Origin of the sequence: Pleomorphomonas oryzae DSM 16300 (assembly GCF_000422965.1) — a bacterium.
Classification (GTDB): Bacteria; Pseudomonadota; Alphaproteobacteria; order Rhizobiales; family Pleomorphomonadaceae; genus Pleomorphomonas; species Pleomorphomonas oryzae.
Window position 1 is genome coordinate 44,500 of record NZ_AUHB01000014.1, and the last position, 15,940, is coordinate 60,439.

The 15,940-nt window shown below is 64.9% G+C and carries 16 protein-coding genes; 4 read left to right on the top strand and 12 right to left on the bottom strand.

What is annotated here, in order from left to right; all coding sequences use genetic code 11:
* Window positions 1–66: 66 nt before the first annotated feature.
* Together purE and G522_RS0120400 are read left to right on the top strand one after the other, a co-directional pair.
* A complete protein-coding gene (gene purE, locus G522_RS0120395) occupies window positions 67–561 on the top strand; it encodes a 5-(carboxyamino)imidazole ribonucleotide mutase (RefSeq protein ID WP_026792624.1) in 495 nt (164 codons plus the stop codon).
* Window positions 551–1,633, top strand: coding sequence for a 5-(carboxyamino)imidazole ribonucleotide synthase (locus G522_RS0120400; protein WP_026792625.1), 1,083 nt, complete (start codon window positions 551–553; stop codon window positions 1,631–1,633). The genes purE and G522_RS0120400 overlap by 11 nt, the downstream gene beginning before the upstream one ends.
* Window positions 1,634–1,735: 102 nt before the next feature.
* Here the strand turns inward: G522_RS0120400 and G522_RS27920 are convergent, their stop codons facing one another.
* Window positions 1,736–2,545: a class II glutamine amidotransferase gene (locus G522_RS27920; RefSeq protein WP_036840262.1), complete on the bottom strand. Its 810-nt coding sequence runs from the start codon at window positions 2,543–2,545 to the stop codon at window positions 1,736–1,738.
* A 425-nt stretch (window positions 2,546–2,970) separates the two neighbouring features.
* Between G522_RS27920 and rpsU the strand changes: the two genes are divergently transcribed.
* Both rpsU and G522_RS0120415 read left to right on the top strand, forming a co-directional pair.
* A complete protein-coding gene (rpsU, locus tag G522_RS0120410; RefSeq protein WP_026792626.1) occupies window positions 2,971–3,198 on the top strand; it encodes a 30S ribosomal protein S21 in 228 nt (75 codons plus the stop codon).
* Between the two features lie 301 nt (window positions 3,199–3,499).
* Window positions 3,500–4,342 carry a tetratricopeptide repeat protein gene (locus G522_RS0120415; protein ID WP_026792627.1) on the top strand — a complete coding sequence of 281 codons (843 nt, stop codon included), beginning with the start codon at window positions 3,500–3,502 and terminating at the stop codon, window positions 4,340–4,342.
* A gap of 171 nt (window positions 4,343–4,513) precedes the next feature.
* Here G522_RS0120415 and ftsH read toward each other — a convergent pair whose 3' ends face one another.
* The 11 genes from ftsH to ruvB all read right to left on the bottom strand — a co-directional run bounded on the left by ftsH (window position 4,514) and on the right by ruvB (window position 15,850).
* Window positions 4,514–6,436 (bottom strand): ATP-dependent zinc metalloprotease FtsH, encoded by a 1,923-nt coding sequence (gene ftsH, locus G522_RS0120420; RefSeq protein ID WP_026792628.1) that lies wholly within the window; start codon window positions 6,434–6,436, stop codon window positions 4,514–4,516.
* Window positions 6,437–6,519: 83 nt separating this feature from the next.
* Entirely contained in the window at window positions 6,520–7,827 is a 1,308-nt protein-coding gene (tilS, locus tag G522_RS27925; RefSeq protein ID WP_051228941.1) for a tRNA lysidine(34) synthetase TilS, read from the bottom strand.
* Between the two features lies 1 nt (window position 7,828).
* Window positions 7,829–9,016, bottom strand: coding sequence for a tol-pal system protein YbgF (gene ybgF / locus G522_RS27930; protein WP_051228943.1), 1,188 nt, complete (start codon window positions 9,014–9,016; stop codon window positions 7,829–7,831).
* 286 nt (window positions 9,017–9,302) lie between these two features.
* Window positions 9,303–9,809 (bottom strand): peptidoglycan-associated lipoprotein Pal, encoded by a 507-nt coding sequence (gene pal, locus G522_RS0120435; RefSeq protein ID WP_026792629.1) that lies wholly within the window; start codon window positions 9,807–9,809, stop codon window positions 9,303–9,305.
* Window positions 9,810–9,977: 168 nt separating this feature from the next.
* Window positions 9,978–11,294, bottom strand: a complete 1,317-nt coding sequence (gene tolB, locus G522_RS0120440) for a Tol-Pal system beta propeller repeat protein TolB (RefSeq protein WP_026792630.1) — start codon at window positions 11,292–11,294, stop codon at window positions 9,978–9,980.
* 81 nt (window positions 11,295–11,375) lie between these two features.
* Window positions 11,376–12,419: a hypothetical protein gene (locus G522_RS0120445; protein WP_026792631.1), complete on the bottom strand. Its 1,044-nt coding sequence runs from the start codon at window positions 12,417–12,419 to the stop codon at window positions 11,376–11,378.
* A 3-nt stretch (window positions 12,420–12,422) separates the two neighbouring features.
* On the bottom strand, window positions 12,423–12,896 hold the full coding sequence (gene tolR / locus G522_RS0120450; protein ID WP_026792632.1) for a protein TolR: 474 nt from the start codon (window positions 12,894–12,896) through the stop codon (window positions 12,423–12,425).
* A gap of 3 nt (window positions 12,897–12,899) precedes the next feature.
* The gene (gene tolQ, locus G522_RS0120455) at window positions 12,900–13,598 is read right to left on the bottom strand and encodes a protein TolQ (RefSeq protein WP_210162953.1); all 699 of its coding nucleotides are present in this window, start codon (window positions 13,596–13,598) and stop codon (window positions 12,900–12,902) included.
* Between the two features lie 275 nt (window positions 13,599–13,873).
* Window positions 13,874–14,284: a YbgC/FadM family acyl-CoA thioesterase gene (locus tag G522_RS0120460; protein WP_026792634.1), complete on the bottom strand. Its 411-nt coding sequence runs from the start codon at window positions 14,282–14,284 to the stop codon at window positions 13,874–13,876.
* The gene (locus G522_RS0120465; RefSeq protein WP_026792635.1) at window positions 14,281–14,802 is read right to left on the bottom strand and encodes an isochorismatase family protein; all 522 of its coding nucleotides are present in this window, start codon (window positions 14,800–14,802) and stop codon (window positions 14,281–14,283) included. The genes G522_RS0120460 and G522_RS0120465 overlap by 4 nt, the downstream gene beginning before the upstream one ends.
* Window position 14,803: 1 nt before the next feature.
* Complete coding sequence (gene ruvB / locus G522_RS0120470; protein ID WP_026792636.1) at window positions 14,804–15,850, bottom strand: Holliday junction branch migration DNA helicase RuvB; 1,047 nt, start codon at window positions 15,848–15,850, stop codon at window positions 14,804–14,806.
* Window positions 15,851–15,940: the final 90 nt, after the last annotated feature.

Below are 15,940 nucleotides of genomic sequence, written 5' to 3' on the forward strand. Positions count from 1 at the left end.
CTTGCCAGAGCCCGTTATTTCCCCTACCGCCATGGGCATCACGCTGCGAGCCGGGGATTTCCTGAGATGACCGATAAGCCGCCTGTCGCCATCATCATGGGCAGCCAGTCCGACTGGGCGACCATGAAACACGCCGCCGACACGCTGGACGTGCTGAGCGTGCCGCACAAGGCGATGATCGTCTCCGCCCACCGCACGCCCGATCGTATGGTCGCCTTCGCCAAGGGCGCACGCGCCGAGGGGTTCAAGGTGATCATCGCCGGTGCCGGCGGCGCGGCGCACCTGCCCGGCATGGTGGCGGCGCTGACGCCGCTGCCGGTCCTGGGCGTTCCCGTCGAAAGCCATGCTCTCAAGGGGCAGGACAGTCTGCTCTCCATTGTGCAGATGCCCGGCGGCATCCCGGTGGGCACGCTGGCTATCGGCAAGGCCGGGGCGATCAACGCAGCGCTGCTGGCCGCCGCCGTGCTGGCCTTGTCGGATGCCGCCCTGGCGGCCCGGCTCGACGATTTCCGCGCCCGCCAGACGGCCGCCGTTGCTGAGGAACCTGCCAATGGTCTCTGAGAAGCTTCCGCCCGGTTCGGTGATCGGCATGCTCGGTGGCGGCCAGCTCGGTCGCATGATGGCATTGGCCGCCGCCCGGCTGGGCCTTTCCATGCATGTCTATTGCCCCGACCCCGGAAGCCCGGCTTTCGATGTCGCCAAGGCGCATACCATTGCCGCCTATGACGACGAGGGGGCGCTCGCCGCCTTCGCCGATTGTTGCGATGTCGTTACCTACGAGTTCGAGAACGTGCCGGCTCGCGCCGCCGAGGTGATCGCAGAGCGGACTTTGCTGAGGCCGGGCGCACTGGCGCTCGCCACTTCGCAGGACAGGCTCGTCGAGAAGACCTTTCTGCGCAAGGCCGGCGCCGAGGTCGCGGCCTTCGCGCCGATCGATCGGGCGGCTGATATCGATGCAGCGATCGCCGTCACCGGCTTGCCTGCCATCGTCAAGACCCGCCGCTTTGGCTACGACGGCAAGGGCCAGCGCAAGGTGGAGAGCCGAGAGGCGCTTGCGGCGGCGGTAGCCGAGCTCGGCGGTGCCGACCTCGTCTTGGAAGCACTCGTACCCTTCGCTCTCGAAGTGTCGGCCATCGTGGTGCGCGGCGCCGATGGCGCGGCCGCCGTCTACGACATCGGCGAGAATTCGCACGCCAACCATATCCTCAAGGAAACACGTGTGCCCGCCCGGGTGGGTGCCGAGACGGCTGCCGCCGCGGTGACGCTTGGCCGCCGCATCGCCGATGCGCTTGATTATGTCGGCGTGCTCGGCGTCGAACTGTTCGTGGTGCGCGATGACAAGGGCGAGCGTCTCGTGGTCAACGAGATTGCGCCGCGCGTCCATAACTCCGGCCATTGGACGGAAGACGGCGCGGTGACCTCGCAGTTTGAGAATCACGTGCGGGCCATCGCCGGCTGGCCGATCGGCTCGGTGGCGACCATTGCACCGACCGTCATGGAAAACCTCATTGGCGGTGAGGCCGACGCCTGGGCGACGATCACCGCCGATCCCAGGGCGCGGCTCCATCTCTATGGCAAGGCCGAAAGCCGCCCAGGCCGCAAGATGGGCCACGTCAATCGGGTCGGCGTCTAGCGCCTTCCGGCGAACTCAGGTTCACCGGAAGGCCCTACTCTTTGTGCCACCGCAATTACGGACGCAAAACCGGTTCCCACTTTTGCTGAAATTGCTCTGATCTCAGGCTATGGCGACGCGGGTGGCAACCCGGCGGTCGAGTTCGACCTCGAAGCTGGCGAGGCGGACACGGCCGCCCGGCTCCACCGTCAGCACCGTATTGGGAGCGACGGCCGTCCACTGATCATGCGCTGCATCGATCGGCTCGGACACCACGGTGATGCCGTCGTCGCCATGCCGCCAATAGAGGCTGGGCGGCTTGTCGTCGGACGAATAGCGAAAGGCGTGGAGATGCTTGCCGTCCGACAAGGCGGCGGTGAGACGCAAGGGTTCGTCGACACCGGTGTCGATCATCGCCCGCCGCGTCTCGGCGAGCATCGACCGCATGGCTGCAATCGGATCGGCGGCGAGGACGTCTGCGTCGAGCAGCAGGAACAGAACTTCGGAATCAGTGGAGCCGCGACGCTCGTGGTAGCGGGTGTCGGACAGGCGCGCCTCAAGGCGGCGGCGAATGTGATCCCAGCCGCCGACCTGGCCATTGTGCATGAACATCCAGCGGCCGCTGGCAAAGGGGTGGCAGTTGACGCGGGTGGTGGGCGTGCCGGTGGAAGCGCGGACGTGGGCAAAGAACAGCGGTGATGAAATCTGATGCGTCAGGCTCTTCAGATTGTCGTCATTCCAGGCAGGCATGGCGTCACGGAACAGGCCGGGCTCTTCCCAGGCGCCATACCAGCCGAGGCCGAACCCGTCGCCATTGGTGGCGGCAAGGCACTCGGTTGCCGACTGGCTCTGATGGATAAGCGAGTGGCAGGGCTTGGAAACCAAGGTATCCAGGAAGATCGGACGACCGGAATAGGCGAGCCAACGACACATTTAAGGGAAACCCCAACGCAGACGCATCACCTCAGGGCAGGCCTCGATCCTGACCCGATTTCACCTTTGCGAATTCGCTTCGCGTATTCATCTTCGCAAATCCCATGCCGACCATATTGGCGAAAATGCATTAACCATGACCTACCGACCTCATAAGGCGGCTCAGCTGTGGCTTTGATGTTGCGCCGGCTTTTGCGGGCCGTCCGGCAGGCGCATTTTCCGCACTAACCCGCCGATCTCTAGTGGACAGGCTGCCGATGATTTGCTAGAGAACCACCACTTTTGCGGCGCCCTGGCGCGCTGCGGCGGAAATTTGTCATTTCCGCAGGATTGGTTTCATCATGTCGCCTGAGACACGAAGCTGTGGGTGTGTCTGCCCCCCGGCCATATGGGTTTCACGGTGACCGACCACGGGAAGAATAGGCGTGCAGGTACTCGTTCGCGACAACAACGTCGACCAGGCTCTCAAGGCGCTGAAGAAGAAGATGCAGCGCGAAGGCATTTTCCGCGAGATGAAGCTGCGCGGCCATTACGAGAAGCCGTCGGAGAAGAAGGCGCGCGAAAAGGCCGAGGCCGTTCGCCGTTCGCGCAAGCTGGCTCGCAAGCGGGCTCAGCGCGAGGGTATGGTGTCGCTCAAGGGCCGCACCCACTAATATACGGGCTCCGTCGCCCGATTGTGTTTGTTGAAGTCGAGGGACGGTCACGCGAGTCGACCGTCTCTTTTGTTATGTCCGGTTTCTAAAATCGGTCTTGGGTGGCACAAAAGCGCTACCAGCTGGTTTTAGATCATCGTGTGCCCCGGCGGACGTGCGATGATCCGGTCTTTGTTGCATCGGGTTTTCCGAAAACCGGTTTCCCCTTTTCGGTCCGATGCTCTAGCGTGCGGACGACAGCGCCGACCAAGGGTGCCCGCCGATCCGGCTTGTCCGGATATTGCCTGAAAGGGATGGATTGATGCGGTTCATTGCGACGTCTTCGGCTCTTCGCGGTCTCACGGGTGCTATTGCCCTTGGCCTTCTGGCTTCCGCCTGCACGACGTCTGGGCCCTCGAATGAGCCGACCTGGGCCGTCGATGCCAACGCCGGTTCGGCGGCCAACATCGGCTCGCTGACGGCGGCGATCCAGCGCGACCCGCAGAATCCGGTGAACTATAACGTGCGCGGTTCGGCTTATGGTCAGGCCGGTCAGTTTCAGGCTGCGCTCGCCGATTTCACGATGGCGATCCAGCTCAATCCTGGTTTCTCGCAGGCCTACAACAATCGCGCCCTGATCTATCGTCAGCTGAATCAGCCGCAGGCGGCGCTCGCCGACTACAATCAGGCGATCACGCTCAATGCCACCTACGAGCCGGCCTATCTCGGGCGAGGTACCCTCTACCGGCAGTCTGGGCAGCTTGATCTGGCCATGTCCGACTTCGATCAGGCGGTGACGCTCAACACATCCGACGCCAAGGCCTATTACAACAGAGCGCTGATCTACCAGACCCGCGGTAACCACATTCGGGCCATTGCCGACCTCGACGCCGCCATCGCGCTCGATGCCAATGCTTCCGAGCCGTATAACGCGCGTGGCCTTAGCCGCCTGCAGATCGGCAAGAACAAGGATGCGCTGCAGGACTTCGCGGCGGCCGTCAACCGCAACAAGCAGTCGGCCGAATTCTGGACCAATCTCGGCATCGCCCAGATCCGCACCGGCGATGTGCAGCGTGGTCGCGATTCGATCAACCGCGCCATGGTGCTGAAGCCCGGCTACGGCCCGGCTCGCGAAGCGCTTCAGTCAGCCGAAGCACAGGGCTGACCTTATCTGCCTTTTGCGCGTTCGAACGGCTGCCGGTTTCGGCGGCCGTTTTGCTTTGTGACGTCGTCGCGACGCGAAGCCGCATCTCTCGAACCGCACTACTGCCTGGGGCAAAAAAGAAGGCGCCGGAACCATGGTCCGGCGCCTTTTCATTTGGTTCGTTCGTGCCGATCAGGCGGTCGGCTGCGGCGTGGCGCCGTCGGGCTCTTCGCCCTTCGGACGCGGCTTGGTGGTCGGAACTGCCGAGCCACGCGGCGGCGTCGTGTCGTCGAAGGCGTCACGCACCGGCGAGCGGCCGTTCATGATGCCGCGCAGTTCCTCGCCGGTCAGCGTCTCGAATTCGAGCAGCGCCTCGGCGATGGCGACGAATTTGTCGTGGTTCTCGGTGATGATGCGGCGGGCATTCTGCTCGCCTTCCTCGATATAGCGACGCACTTCCTCGTCAATCAGCTTGGCCGTCTCGTCGGCCATATTGGTCGACTGGCTGACCGAATGGCCGAGGAAGACTTCCTGCTCGTTGGGCCGGTAACGGACGCGGCCGAGCTTCTCGCTCATACCCCATTCCATCACCATCGAACGAGCGAGGCTGGTGGCCATCTGGATGTCGCCGGCAGCGCCGGTGGTGACCTTTTCGGGCCCGAAGGTCTGGATCTCCGCCTCGCGGCCACCGAACAGCATGGTCAGGCGAGCCACCGCCTTCTCATAGGTCCAGTTGTAGCGGTCGCTTTCCGGCAAGGTCATCACCATGCCGAGCGCACGACCGCGCGGAATGATGGTCGCCTTGTGAATCGGGTCGATGGTCTTGTCCAGCATCAGCGCGATGATGGCGTGGCCGGCCTCGTGATAGGCGGTGTTGCGCTTCTCCTCGGCCGTCATGGCCAGCGACTTGCGCTCGGCCCCCATCATCACCTTGTCCTTGGCATCCTCGAACTCACCCATGGTGACGATGCGCTTGTTGCGGCGGGCAGCCAGCAATGCGGCCTCGTTGACCAGGTTCATCAGGTCGGCGCCGGAGAAACCGGGCGTGCCGCGGGCGAGGATCTTGAGGTCGACGTCGGGCGCCATCGGCACCTTGCGCACGTGCACCTTCAGGATTTTCTCGCGGCCGTTGACGTCCGGGTTCGGCACGGTGATCTGGCGGTCGAAGCGGCCGGGACGCAGCAGGGCCGGATCAAGCACGTCCGGACGGTTGGTGGCGGCGATGATGATGACGCCTTCGTTCTGCTCGAAGCCGTCCATCTCCACCAGCAACTGGTTCAGCGTCTGCTCGCGCTCGTCGTTGCCGCCGCCGAGGCCGGCACCGCGATGGCGGCCGACCGCGTCGATTTCGTCGATGAAGATGATGCAGGGCGCGTTCTTCTTGGCCTGTTCGAACATGTCTCGAACGCGCGAGGCGCCGACGCCGACGAACATTTCGACGAAGTCCGAACCGGAGATGGTGAAGAAGGGCACATTGGCCTCGCCGGCGACGGCGCGGGCGGTCAGCGTCTTACCGGTGCCGGGAGGACCGACCAGCAGCACGCCGCGCGGAATGCGTCCGCCGAGACGCTGGAACTTCTGCGGATCACGCAGGAATTCGACCACTTCCTGCAGGTCTTCCTTGGCTTCATCAATGCCGGCGACGTCGTCGAAGGTGACGCGGCCGTGCGCCTCGGTCAGAAGCTTGGCCTTGGACTTGCCGAAGCCCATGGCCTTGCCGCCTGCGCCTCCCTGCATCTGCCGCATGAAGAAGATCCAGAGACCGAGCAGGATCAGCATCGGCAGCCAGTTGAGCAGCGTGCCGATCAGCGAGATGCTCTCGGTGGGCGGACGGGCGACAATGGTGACGCCGGCCTTGGTCAGCTCGCCGATATAGTCGGCGTTGTAAGGCGCATAGGTCTGGAAGGTCGAGCCGTTCTGCAGATGACCCGAAATCGTCTGATTGACGATGGTCACGTCGCGCACGGAGCCTTGATCGACGTTTTTGAGGAACTCCGAGAAGGCCACGTCGTTGCCGGGCTGGCGAGTGTCCGAGCCCTGGAACAGCTGGAACAGCGCGACCAGCAGCAACAGAATGATGACCCAGAGTGCGAAGTTGCGGAAATTTGCGTTCATCGTCGACCTTTGAGGCGCATCGCGCGATGCGGGAAGGGCCAGGCGAGTAGGTTTGGCCCCCATCACCCTTAGCCCATGTCGGGTTAAGATAGGTTGTCGGTGCTGCCTTGCCAAGCCACGGGCCGGCAATCCTCGCTTTCGAGAGACAATTGCCGGTCGATCGGACGAATTGTGACCGCCAATCGGGCTGGCAGGTCGCCGCCGTCGGCGGCGGTGACGGTGGGAAGGCTCGCCATGGCGGCCGCGGGCATGTCACCGCTTCGCGTTCCTGGGCCGCTCGGGCCGATCATCAGGTGGTGGCCTTCGCTGCAGGTGATCGTGACCGTGAACCGGTTGTCCCACACATGGTCGCCGTCGGTTTCGACGACGAGCTCCGGGAAGCCGACGCGTCCGGCCTCGGCATAGAGCCAGAGGCTGTCGTGGCGCAGATGCAGCACGACGCCGGCCATGGTGGCGCGCCGGGGCGCGGCATCGGCACGGAAGGCGGCGTGCCACCCCTCCGGGGCATCGGCGCGTGGTGGATAGTCCGACGGACGGATGGCTCGGATCAGCTGAATAATCAGGCGGAGGCCGATTTCGTCGGGCGCGGCGGCGAGCGCCGCCCTGTCGACCGACCAGACACCGCCATGATCGATGGCCGCGCGGCGGCGGAGATCGTCGGTTGCTGATCGTAGCGCTGCTTCGGCGCGGGCCATGCGTTGGGCGGTGCCGGCCAGGCGATCGGCGGTGAGACCGAGGGCGGCGAATGTCGGCAGGGCCTTGCGGATGCGAACGCGCGTGTAGCGATCCGACGCATTGGAGGGGTCGGTGATATAGGGGACGCCGGCTTCTTCGAGGACGGCGATCAGGTCGGCCTTGGCCGTACCGAGAAGCGGACGCAGGAAGCGGACGCCGTCAATCGTTCGTTCGGCCGGCATACCGGCGAGACCGGTGACGCCGGATCCGCGTGCCAGATGCATCAGCAGCGTTTCGGCTTGATCGTCGAGCGTGTGGGCGAGCAGGACGGCGTCGAGCCGGTGCCGATGGGCGGCCTCGACGAGCAGGCGATAGCGGGCAGTCCGAGCTTCGGCCTGAATGTCGCTGGTCGGTGGCGGACCATCGTGGTGCCAGACGAGCTTTTCGGCCGGATGACCGAGGCGGGCGGCGAGGCTGACGACGGCATCGGCCTCGCGAGCGGCTTCCGGCCTGAGGCCATGATCGACGGTCAAGACATGAAGGACGGGCGCGGCCGGGCTCTCGCGCCTCCAAAGATCGAACAGAATGAGCAGGGCGGTCGAATCCGGGCCGCCGGAAACGGCGACGCCGACGCGGCAAAGGCCGGCGAGCGGAGCAAACAGACGGTCGCGCAACTTCGCCATCAGGAGATCGGGCGAGGTGGGACGGTCATTCATGTCAGCTGCAGCCGAGTTTCTGCTTTCGGGTGGTGACGCGCGAGACGAGACCGGACTGTGCCTTGGGGAACTTCTTGGTCAGTTCGCCATAGGTGGCGCAAGCGGCAGTGGTCTCACCGAGGCCCTCAAGCGACAGGCCGAGCTTGAACAGACTGTCCGGCGCCTTCTGGCTGGTCGGATGATTCTTGTAGGTGGCGAGATAGGAGGTGGCGGCGTCGCGATACTGGTGGCGCGAGTAATAGCTCTCCCCAAGCCAGTATTGCGCATCGGCGGCACGCGGGTCGCCCGGGAAATCGGCGAGGAATTTCTTGAAGCCGGTCTCCGCCGCCGCGTAGTCTCCGCCGACGATGGAGGAATAGGCGCGGTCGTAATCGGCACCCGGATCGACGGCGGTCGGCGCCACCGAGGCCATCTGTTGCTGGGGTGTAGCCGGCACGCCGGTAGGCGGCGGGGCCAGTGTACCCGCTCCAAGCGAGCCGCTGCCCACCGCGAGATCCTGGCTCGCGGCGGCGGCAAGGCCGCCGGAGGTGGCGATGGCTGGGTTGTTCGGGGCCAGTTCGCCGCGGGCGATTGCTGACAGATCGAGCGGACCGCCGACGGCACTCGCCGAGGGTACTCCGGTGTCGGAGGCGACGGTGCTGGGAAGCGTGCCGAGCGGAGCGGGCGGTGCGCCCAGCGAACCATCGGCGGCGGGCTGGGCGGTGGCCACCGCGCCGGGCGCATCGATGGCAAAGCCGGCCGGCACCGTGCCGCCTTCGCCAACCGAATCCATCGGGGCGCCGCTGTTCAGAAGCGCCGTGTTGGCGGTGGTGGTCGTACTGGCGGCCGGTGGCGTTGCCGGCGAGGTGGCTTCGGAGCGCTTCTGGCTCTTACCGCCGCCTTCGAGCTGTTGAAGGCGGAATTCGGTGTCCTCCTGGGCGCGCTTCAACAGGTTCTGCAGCTGATCGATCTGATGCGTCAGCTCGTCGATGCGACCGTTGAGCTGGCGCACCTGCTGTTCCATGTTGTCCAGGCGAACCGCTTGCTGCGCTGCGTCCTGCTGGACGGGAATATTGGCCGGCGGCGTCGGGTCGGAACCAAACAGGCCCGCCGAGGCGGGCGCGGTGGTCAGCAAGGCGGCACCAAGCGCGGCGGCAGCCAGCGCGGCGAAACGGAAGCGGCTCGGTGGACGAAAAAGGCGGCTGGTCATCAGCGCGAATATCCCAGGCAATCTAGCGGCGCCTTCCCGTGCGGCCGGTGGTCCGCCAGCCGGATGGCGCCTTCATCGAAGACAGGACCATGTTGCCGTTCACGGCGCAACCCCTCGGACGGCGGCGGTCGGACTTCCGGAGATTGGGATCGTGGTGTCGGCCACTCCCGCGTAACTAAGCGCCGGACTTCGGCGTTATTGCGGCCGCGATACGAAAATCCCGGAGTCCCATAGGGGATTCCGGGAATGATCGTGCCTGGGGTGAGGCGGCGGTGGCGGCTCTAGATTAGCCGCCCGTGTTCAGCACGGTGACGGCGCGGCGATTCTGCGCCCAGCAGCTGTCCTGGTCGCAGAGGGCGACCGGGCGCTCCTTGCCGTAGGAAATGGTCTTGATGCGGTTGGCAGTCACGCCACGGGCAACCAGGAAGTCCTGGGCGGCCTTGGCACGACGGGCGCCGAGGGCGAGATTGTATTCGCGGGTGCCGCGCTCGTCGGCGTGGCCCTCGACGGTGACCGTGTAGCGCGGATAGAGCGCCAGCCACTGGGCCTGCCGGCCGAGAACGGTCTGGGCCTCGGTGTTGAGCGAGGTCGAATCGGTGTCGAAGAACACGCGGTCGCCGACGTTGACCACGAAGTCCTGGGCGCTGCCGGGCGTCGCGGCGCCGGCACCGCCGGCTCCAGCGCCGAGCTGGTTGTCGAGCTCGCTTGGGCTCTTGGCGCAAGCGGCGGCGAGAAGGGCAAGGCCGAGGGCAAGCGCTGCGCGGCGGCTAAATATTCTGGTGGCTGTCGTCATGATACCGGTAATCCTCGAATACGTTCTGACCGGATGTTTCGAGAGTCTTGGTAAACGGCTTTGGTTAAGCGCACGTTCAAAGACGTGGTTAATAAAGCACTAAATCTCGGGATCCCGGCCTTTTGATGGTAAACGCGCGCCGGACGGGCGTCCGGCGCGCCGAATTCGTTACTTGAGCAGCGGCGACCAGGCAGGGTCGGAGGCGAAGTTCGGGGTCGGAACCTTCTGCTCGTTGCGACCGGTCAGGTCGACCGAGAAGAGCTGCGGGCCGCCGTTCGGGCCACCCGAATCACGGAAGAACATGATGACGCGGCCGTTGGGCGCCCAGGTCGGGCCTTCGTTATGGAAGCCCTCGGTGAGAATGCGCTCGCCCGAGCCGTCCGGCTTCATCACGCCGATGGCAAAGCCACTGCCGGACTGGCGGGTGAAGGCGATCAGGTCGCCACGCGGGCTCCAGACCGGCGTGCTGTAGCGGCCGTTGCCGAAGGAAATGCGCGTGGCGCCACCACCGCCGGCACTCATGACGTAGAGCTGCTGGTTGCCGCCACGGTCGCTCTCGAAGACGATGCGCGAACCGTCAGGCGAATAGGAGGGCGAAGTGTCGATCGCCGCCGTGTTGGTCAGCCGCGCCGGGGCGCCGCCGATCGGCATCGCGTAGATGTTGGCGTTGCCGTCCTGCTCGAGGCTCATGATCACCGAATTGCCGTCCGGCGAGAAGCGCGGCGAGAAGGTCATGTTCGGGAAGTTGCCGACGAGGGTGCGCTGGCCGCTTTCGATATTCAGCAGATAGACGCGCGGCTCGGCAGTGCCGAAGGACATGTAGGTGACCACCTGGGAGGTCGGCGAGAAGCGCGGCGTCAGGACGAGGTCCTTGCCATTGGTGAGATAGCGGACGTTGGCGCCATCCTGATCCATCAGCGCGAGGCGCTTGACGCGGTTGCCCTTGGGGCCGCTTTCGTCGACGAAGACGATGCGGGTGTCGAAATAGCCCTTCTCGCCGGTCAGCCGCTCATAGATGGCGTCGGCGATGATGTGGGCGATGCGGCGCCAGTTTTCCGGCGTCGTGAAATACTGCTGACCAGCCAGCTGGGCGCCGCCGAACACGTCCCACAGGCGGAAGTCGGCCTGTAGGCGGCCATCGGCGGCACGGACGATGCCGCCCGACACCAGGGCCTGGGCGTTGATCGCCCGCCAGTTCTGGAAGTTGGGCACAGCGTTGGGGTCGGTGATGCGGTCGACGTAGGAGGCCTGATTGAGGACCTGGAACAGGCCAGAGCGCTGCAGGTCGGCGGCGATGACACCGGCCATCTGCTGGCCGACGGCGGCCGTGTCAGCCCCACCTACGAAATTCGGGATGGCGATCGGCAGCGGTTGAACGTTGCCGCCGTTGATGTTGATGGTGATTTCAGCGTTGGACGGCGCCGCTGCGGTGACGAAGGCAACGGCTGCCAACGCGGCAAACAGAGTTCGGACCAGTTTTCGCATCCTGAGGTGCTCCCAAACGGATGTTCCGGACGTGCTCCGATCGAATGGTGCGGCCCGGGTCGATTTAATTGGCTCGCCGCGTCAGTAGGACGATGGCGGGGTGAAATTCATGTTCACGACCTGCCAGTTGTCGAACTTGTCCTTTGGCAGGAACGGGTAGGGCGCGCAGCGCTGGACGGCGCGCACGGCCGCCTCGGCGACCGCCTGACCGGCCGGGCCGGCAGGAACTGCTTTGATCTCGGGCGGCGCGGCAAGGTCGCCATCGATGGTGAAGGTCACGCGCAGCGGCACGACCATTTGATCGACGCCTTCGGCGCCAACCGGCGGATTGAAGCAGGCCGTCACGGCGGCGGTCAGTGCATCGAGCTCGCTCTGGCTCATCTCGGCCACCGGACCTGTCCGGTTCTCCGAGCCCAGCGAGGCTTCCTTGTCGGATTCCTTGCCGCCACCGCCGGACGGATCGACCTTGTTGAGCAGCGCCGCCATCTCGTTGGGGTCGAAATCCTTGCTCTTGGAATCCTTCTGCGTCTGCTTTGGCTTTTCCTTGACCGGTTTGGCGTCCGTCTTGTCCGGCTGGTCGGCCGTGTCCTCTGTCGGTGTCGGGGCCGGCGGCTTCGGCTTTACCGGCGGCGGCTTGGGCGGCGTCGGCACCGGCTTTTCAGCTTCCTTGATCTTTTCGGCAATTTCGCCGGTGTCAGCCTTGGGGGCGTCCTCGGCCGTCGCTACCTTCTGCTCGGCCGGCTTTTCGGCGGGCGGCGGCGGCGTTTCGACCGGCTTGGGTGGCGCGGCCTTGGGCGGTGGCGGTGGCGCGTCGGCCGTTTTGGCCGCAGCCGTATCGGTGGCCTTCTCGGTGATCGGCGCTGATTGATCGTTCTTGGCGGCGCCGGCCCGCTGCGAGTCGGGCCTCGGTATCGGCGGCTTCACCTTGGCCTGCGAGGCATTGTCGGATTTTGGCGCGGTCTTGGTGCCTTCGGCGATCTTCGACACGTCGGAGATCGGCACGAGGTCGACCGGCAAGGCGTCGATCGGCGTCACGTCAAACGGCTTCGCGCCTGAAAAGGATGCGAATCCCCAGACGAACAGCAGGACGTGACCGATGACGGATGTCGTAAGACCTATGCGCATGTATCAGTTGGACGGCGCCGCAGCCGTCCCCGTTTCCTCTTGGGTGATCAGACCGATTTTCTTGAAGCCGGCAGCGGAAATGCGTGACATGACACGCATCACCATGCCGTAGTCGGCGGCTTTGTCGCCGCGGACGTAGATGCGTTCCTCAACACCGTTCTTGGCGACCGCCATCAACTTGGGAACCAACTCGTCGTAGGAAATCTCGCTGTCCTGGATGAATACCTTGCCGGCGGCGTCGACCGAGATGTTGATCGGGTCGGTCTGGCCTTCCATCGGCTTGGCGGCGGTCTCCGGCAGATCGATCGGCACGCCGACGGTCATCAGGGGCGCGGCCACCATGAAGATGATGAGCAGCACCAGCATGACGTCGACCATCGGCGTCACATTGATTTCGCTCATCACGCCACTGGCATGACGGCGCCTGCGGCGACGACTGCCTCCTGAGGATCCACCTCCTGGAACGCCCATGCCCATCGGTCAGCTCCTATCGTCGATCTGACGGGACAGAATGGCGGCGAATTCGTCGGCGAAGCCATCCATGCGGGAGCCGAGCTTGGCAGCATCGGCGGAGAGTTTGTTGTAGGCGAGCACCGCCGGAATGGCGGCGGCAAGGCCCATGGCGGTGGCGAGCAGCGCCTCGGAGATGGCCGGCGCCACCACGACGAGGCTGGTGTTCTTGGACGAGGCGATGGCCTGGAACGAACTCATGATGCCCCAGACGGTGCCGAACAGGCCGATGAACGGGCCGGCTGAGCCGACGGTGGCCAGGAAGATCAGACGTGCCTCAAGACGCTCCATCTCGCGGGAAATGGTGACGTCGATCACCTTGCCGATACGATCGGTGATGCCCTGGAAGGAGACGCGGCCAGCTTCGTGGCTGCGCTTCCATTCCCGCATGGCGGCAACGAAGATGGCGGCGAGCCCCTCGTTGGAACGGGACGTCAGCGAACGATAGAGTTCTTCGAGCGACTGGCCGGACCAGAACACCTTCTCGAAGTGGTCCATCGAACGGCGAGCACGGTTATAGGCAATGATCTTGTCGACGATGATAGCCCAGCACCAGACCGACGAGGCCAACAGGCCGAGCATTACCGCTTTGACGATGAAACTCGCCTGCCAGAACAATGCCCAGACGGACACCTCGGCGGCCGGTGCTGCGAGCGCGTTCTGGGTCAGTTCGACCGCATTCATGGTGTGTTCCGTTGTCCTCAGGATGGGGCGGCGATCTCTTGGCGCCAAGTCGCGTCGGCCGGGGTAGGCTGTGGCGGCATGCGTTGATGCCTAGGCTTTCCACATGCCGCCCAAATTTGGCGAAAACGGGACTTGACGGTCAGGAAAACTGGGGTATTTCGCCCCTCTGCCGCCGGGACGGGTTCCGCCGCCGACGGCGCCGGGGTCCCGTTCCTGTCATCCTATGGTATGGTTAAGGAAGGTTTACCAGAATGCGGCTTTCAACGCGCGCTCTCAATGAGGGCAGCCATGGCCGGCGGCAGGCGGCGCGGCCGGCCGTTGCCACCGGTCGCCACCACCTCGACTTCGGCCTCGGCGATGAGATCGTCACCGCGCAGAAGGCGCTGGGCAACCGTAAAGCGCGGGCCGGAAATGGCGCCGATTTCGGTTTCCACCGTCAGAAGGTCGTCGAGAAAACTGGCCCTCTTGTATTCGATGGCAAACCGTCGGACGACGAACAGCAGTGCGTTTGGATCCGTACGGTCGGCGGTTAGGCTCTGGCTGATGCCGAGATCGCGGAGGAATTCGGTGCGTCCGCGCTCGAAGAAGCGCATGTGGCTGCCGTGGTAGAGAATGCCGCCGGCGTCGGTGTCTTCAAAATAAACGCGGACGGCAAGGCGGTGGACGGTCAAAATGCGATTTCCTCGGCGGGAGCGACCGAAACCGGCGCGTCGAATCGCGACCACACCCACGTATGATGGCGCACCACGTCGGCGGCCGGCAGATGCGGCCGCTCCGATGTCGTGTGTCCATCGGCGATGACGGTGGTGGCAATGCCGCGCGAGGCGGCGGCGCGGACGGTGGTGTCGACGCAGAAATCGGTGGCGTAGCCGCCGACCACGATGCCGTCGACGCCGAGCCGGTGAAGCGTGGCGGCAAGTTCGGTGTCCCGGAAGCCGTCGCAGAAGGATTTGGCGACCACGGTGTCGCCAGGCTTGGGCGCCAGCGACGAATGAAACTCCCAGCCGGGCGTGCCGCGTTCCCACTCTGAGCCGAGCTCTTCATGCTGAATGAAGATCACCGGTACGCCGGCGGCGCGCGCCTCGGCGGCCTTGCGGCCGAGCAGGGCGGCTACTTCGTCGATCCGGTAAGCGCGCGGCGTGTCGAACAGGTTGGCCTGCACATCAATGATGACGAGCGCGCGGGTCATGTCACTCCTCCTCGCCGCTGGAAAACAGCGTGAACTGGGCTTCCTCGGCGGATTTAGGCACGGCGAAGCCCATGTGGCGGAAGGCGTGGGGCGTCAACAGGCGGCCGCGCGGCGTGCGCTGCACGAAGCCTTTCTGGATCAGATAGGGCTCGACGATGTCCTCAATGGCGTCGCGCGGCTCGGCGATAGCCGCCGCGATGGTCTCGATGCCGACGGGGCCGCCGTTGAAACTCAAGGCGATGGTGTTGAGGTAGCGAAGATCGAGCGCATCGAGGCCGATAGGGTCGACGTCGAGCCGAAGCAGGGCCCGGTCGGCGATCTCGGCGGTGATCGTCTCGGCGCCGGCGACGATGGCAAAGTCGCGGACACGGCGCAGCAGGCGGCCGGCGATGCGCGGCGTGCCGCGCGAGCGCTTGGCGATTTCGTTGGCGCCATCATCGGAAATGCCGATGCCGAAAATGCGTGCACCGCGCCGGACGATCAGCTCCAACTCCTCGGTGGTGTAGAACTCGAGACGGATGGGAATGCCGAAACGGTCGCGGAGCGGCGTCGTCAACAGGCCGAGACGGGTAGTGGCGCCGACCAGCGTGAACTTGGCGAGATCGATCCGGACTGAACGCGCGGCCGGTCCTTCGCCGATGATCAGGTCGAGCTGATAATCCTCCATCGCCGGATAGAGGATTTCTTCCACCGCCGGGCTCATGCGGTGGATCTCGTCGATGAACAGGACGTCGCGCTCTTCGAGATTGGTGAGAAGGGCGGCGAGATCGCCGGCCTTGGCAATCACCGGACCGGAGGTGGCGCGGAAGTTGACACCGAGTTCCCGCGAAACGATCTGCGCCAATGTGGTCTTGCCGAGGCCGGGCGGGCCGACGAACAGCACGTGATCGAGGGCCTCCTTGCGCGCCTTGGCAGCCTCGATGAACACCTGGAGATTGGCGCGCGCCGATGCCTGGCCGACGAATTCGGAAAGCGCACTCGGCCGGATCGACTGCTCGAAATCCTCGGCGCGCTTCTCGCCCGTGACGAGGCGGCTCTCTTCAGTCATGGGGTTCGATCGTCTCCGGCGGTCTAGTGGTTCGACTCCGATATTTGCCCCGCCTCACGAAGGCAGAAGTGGTCGTGAGGCCACGAAGTC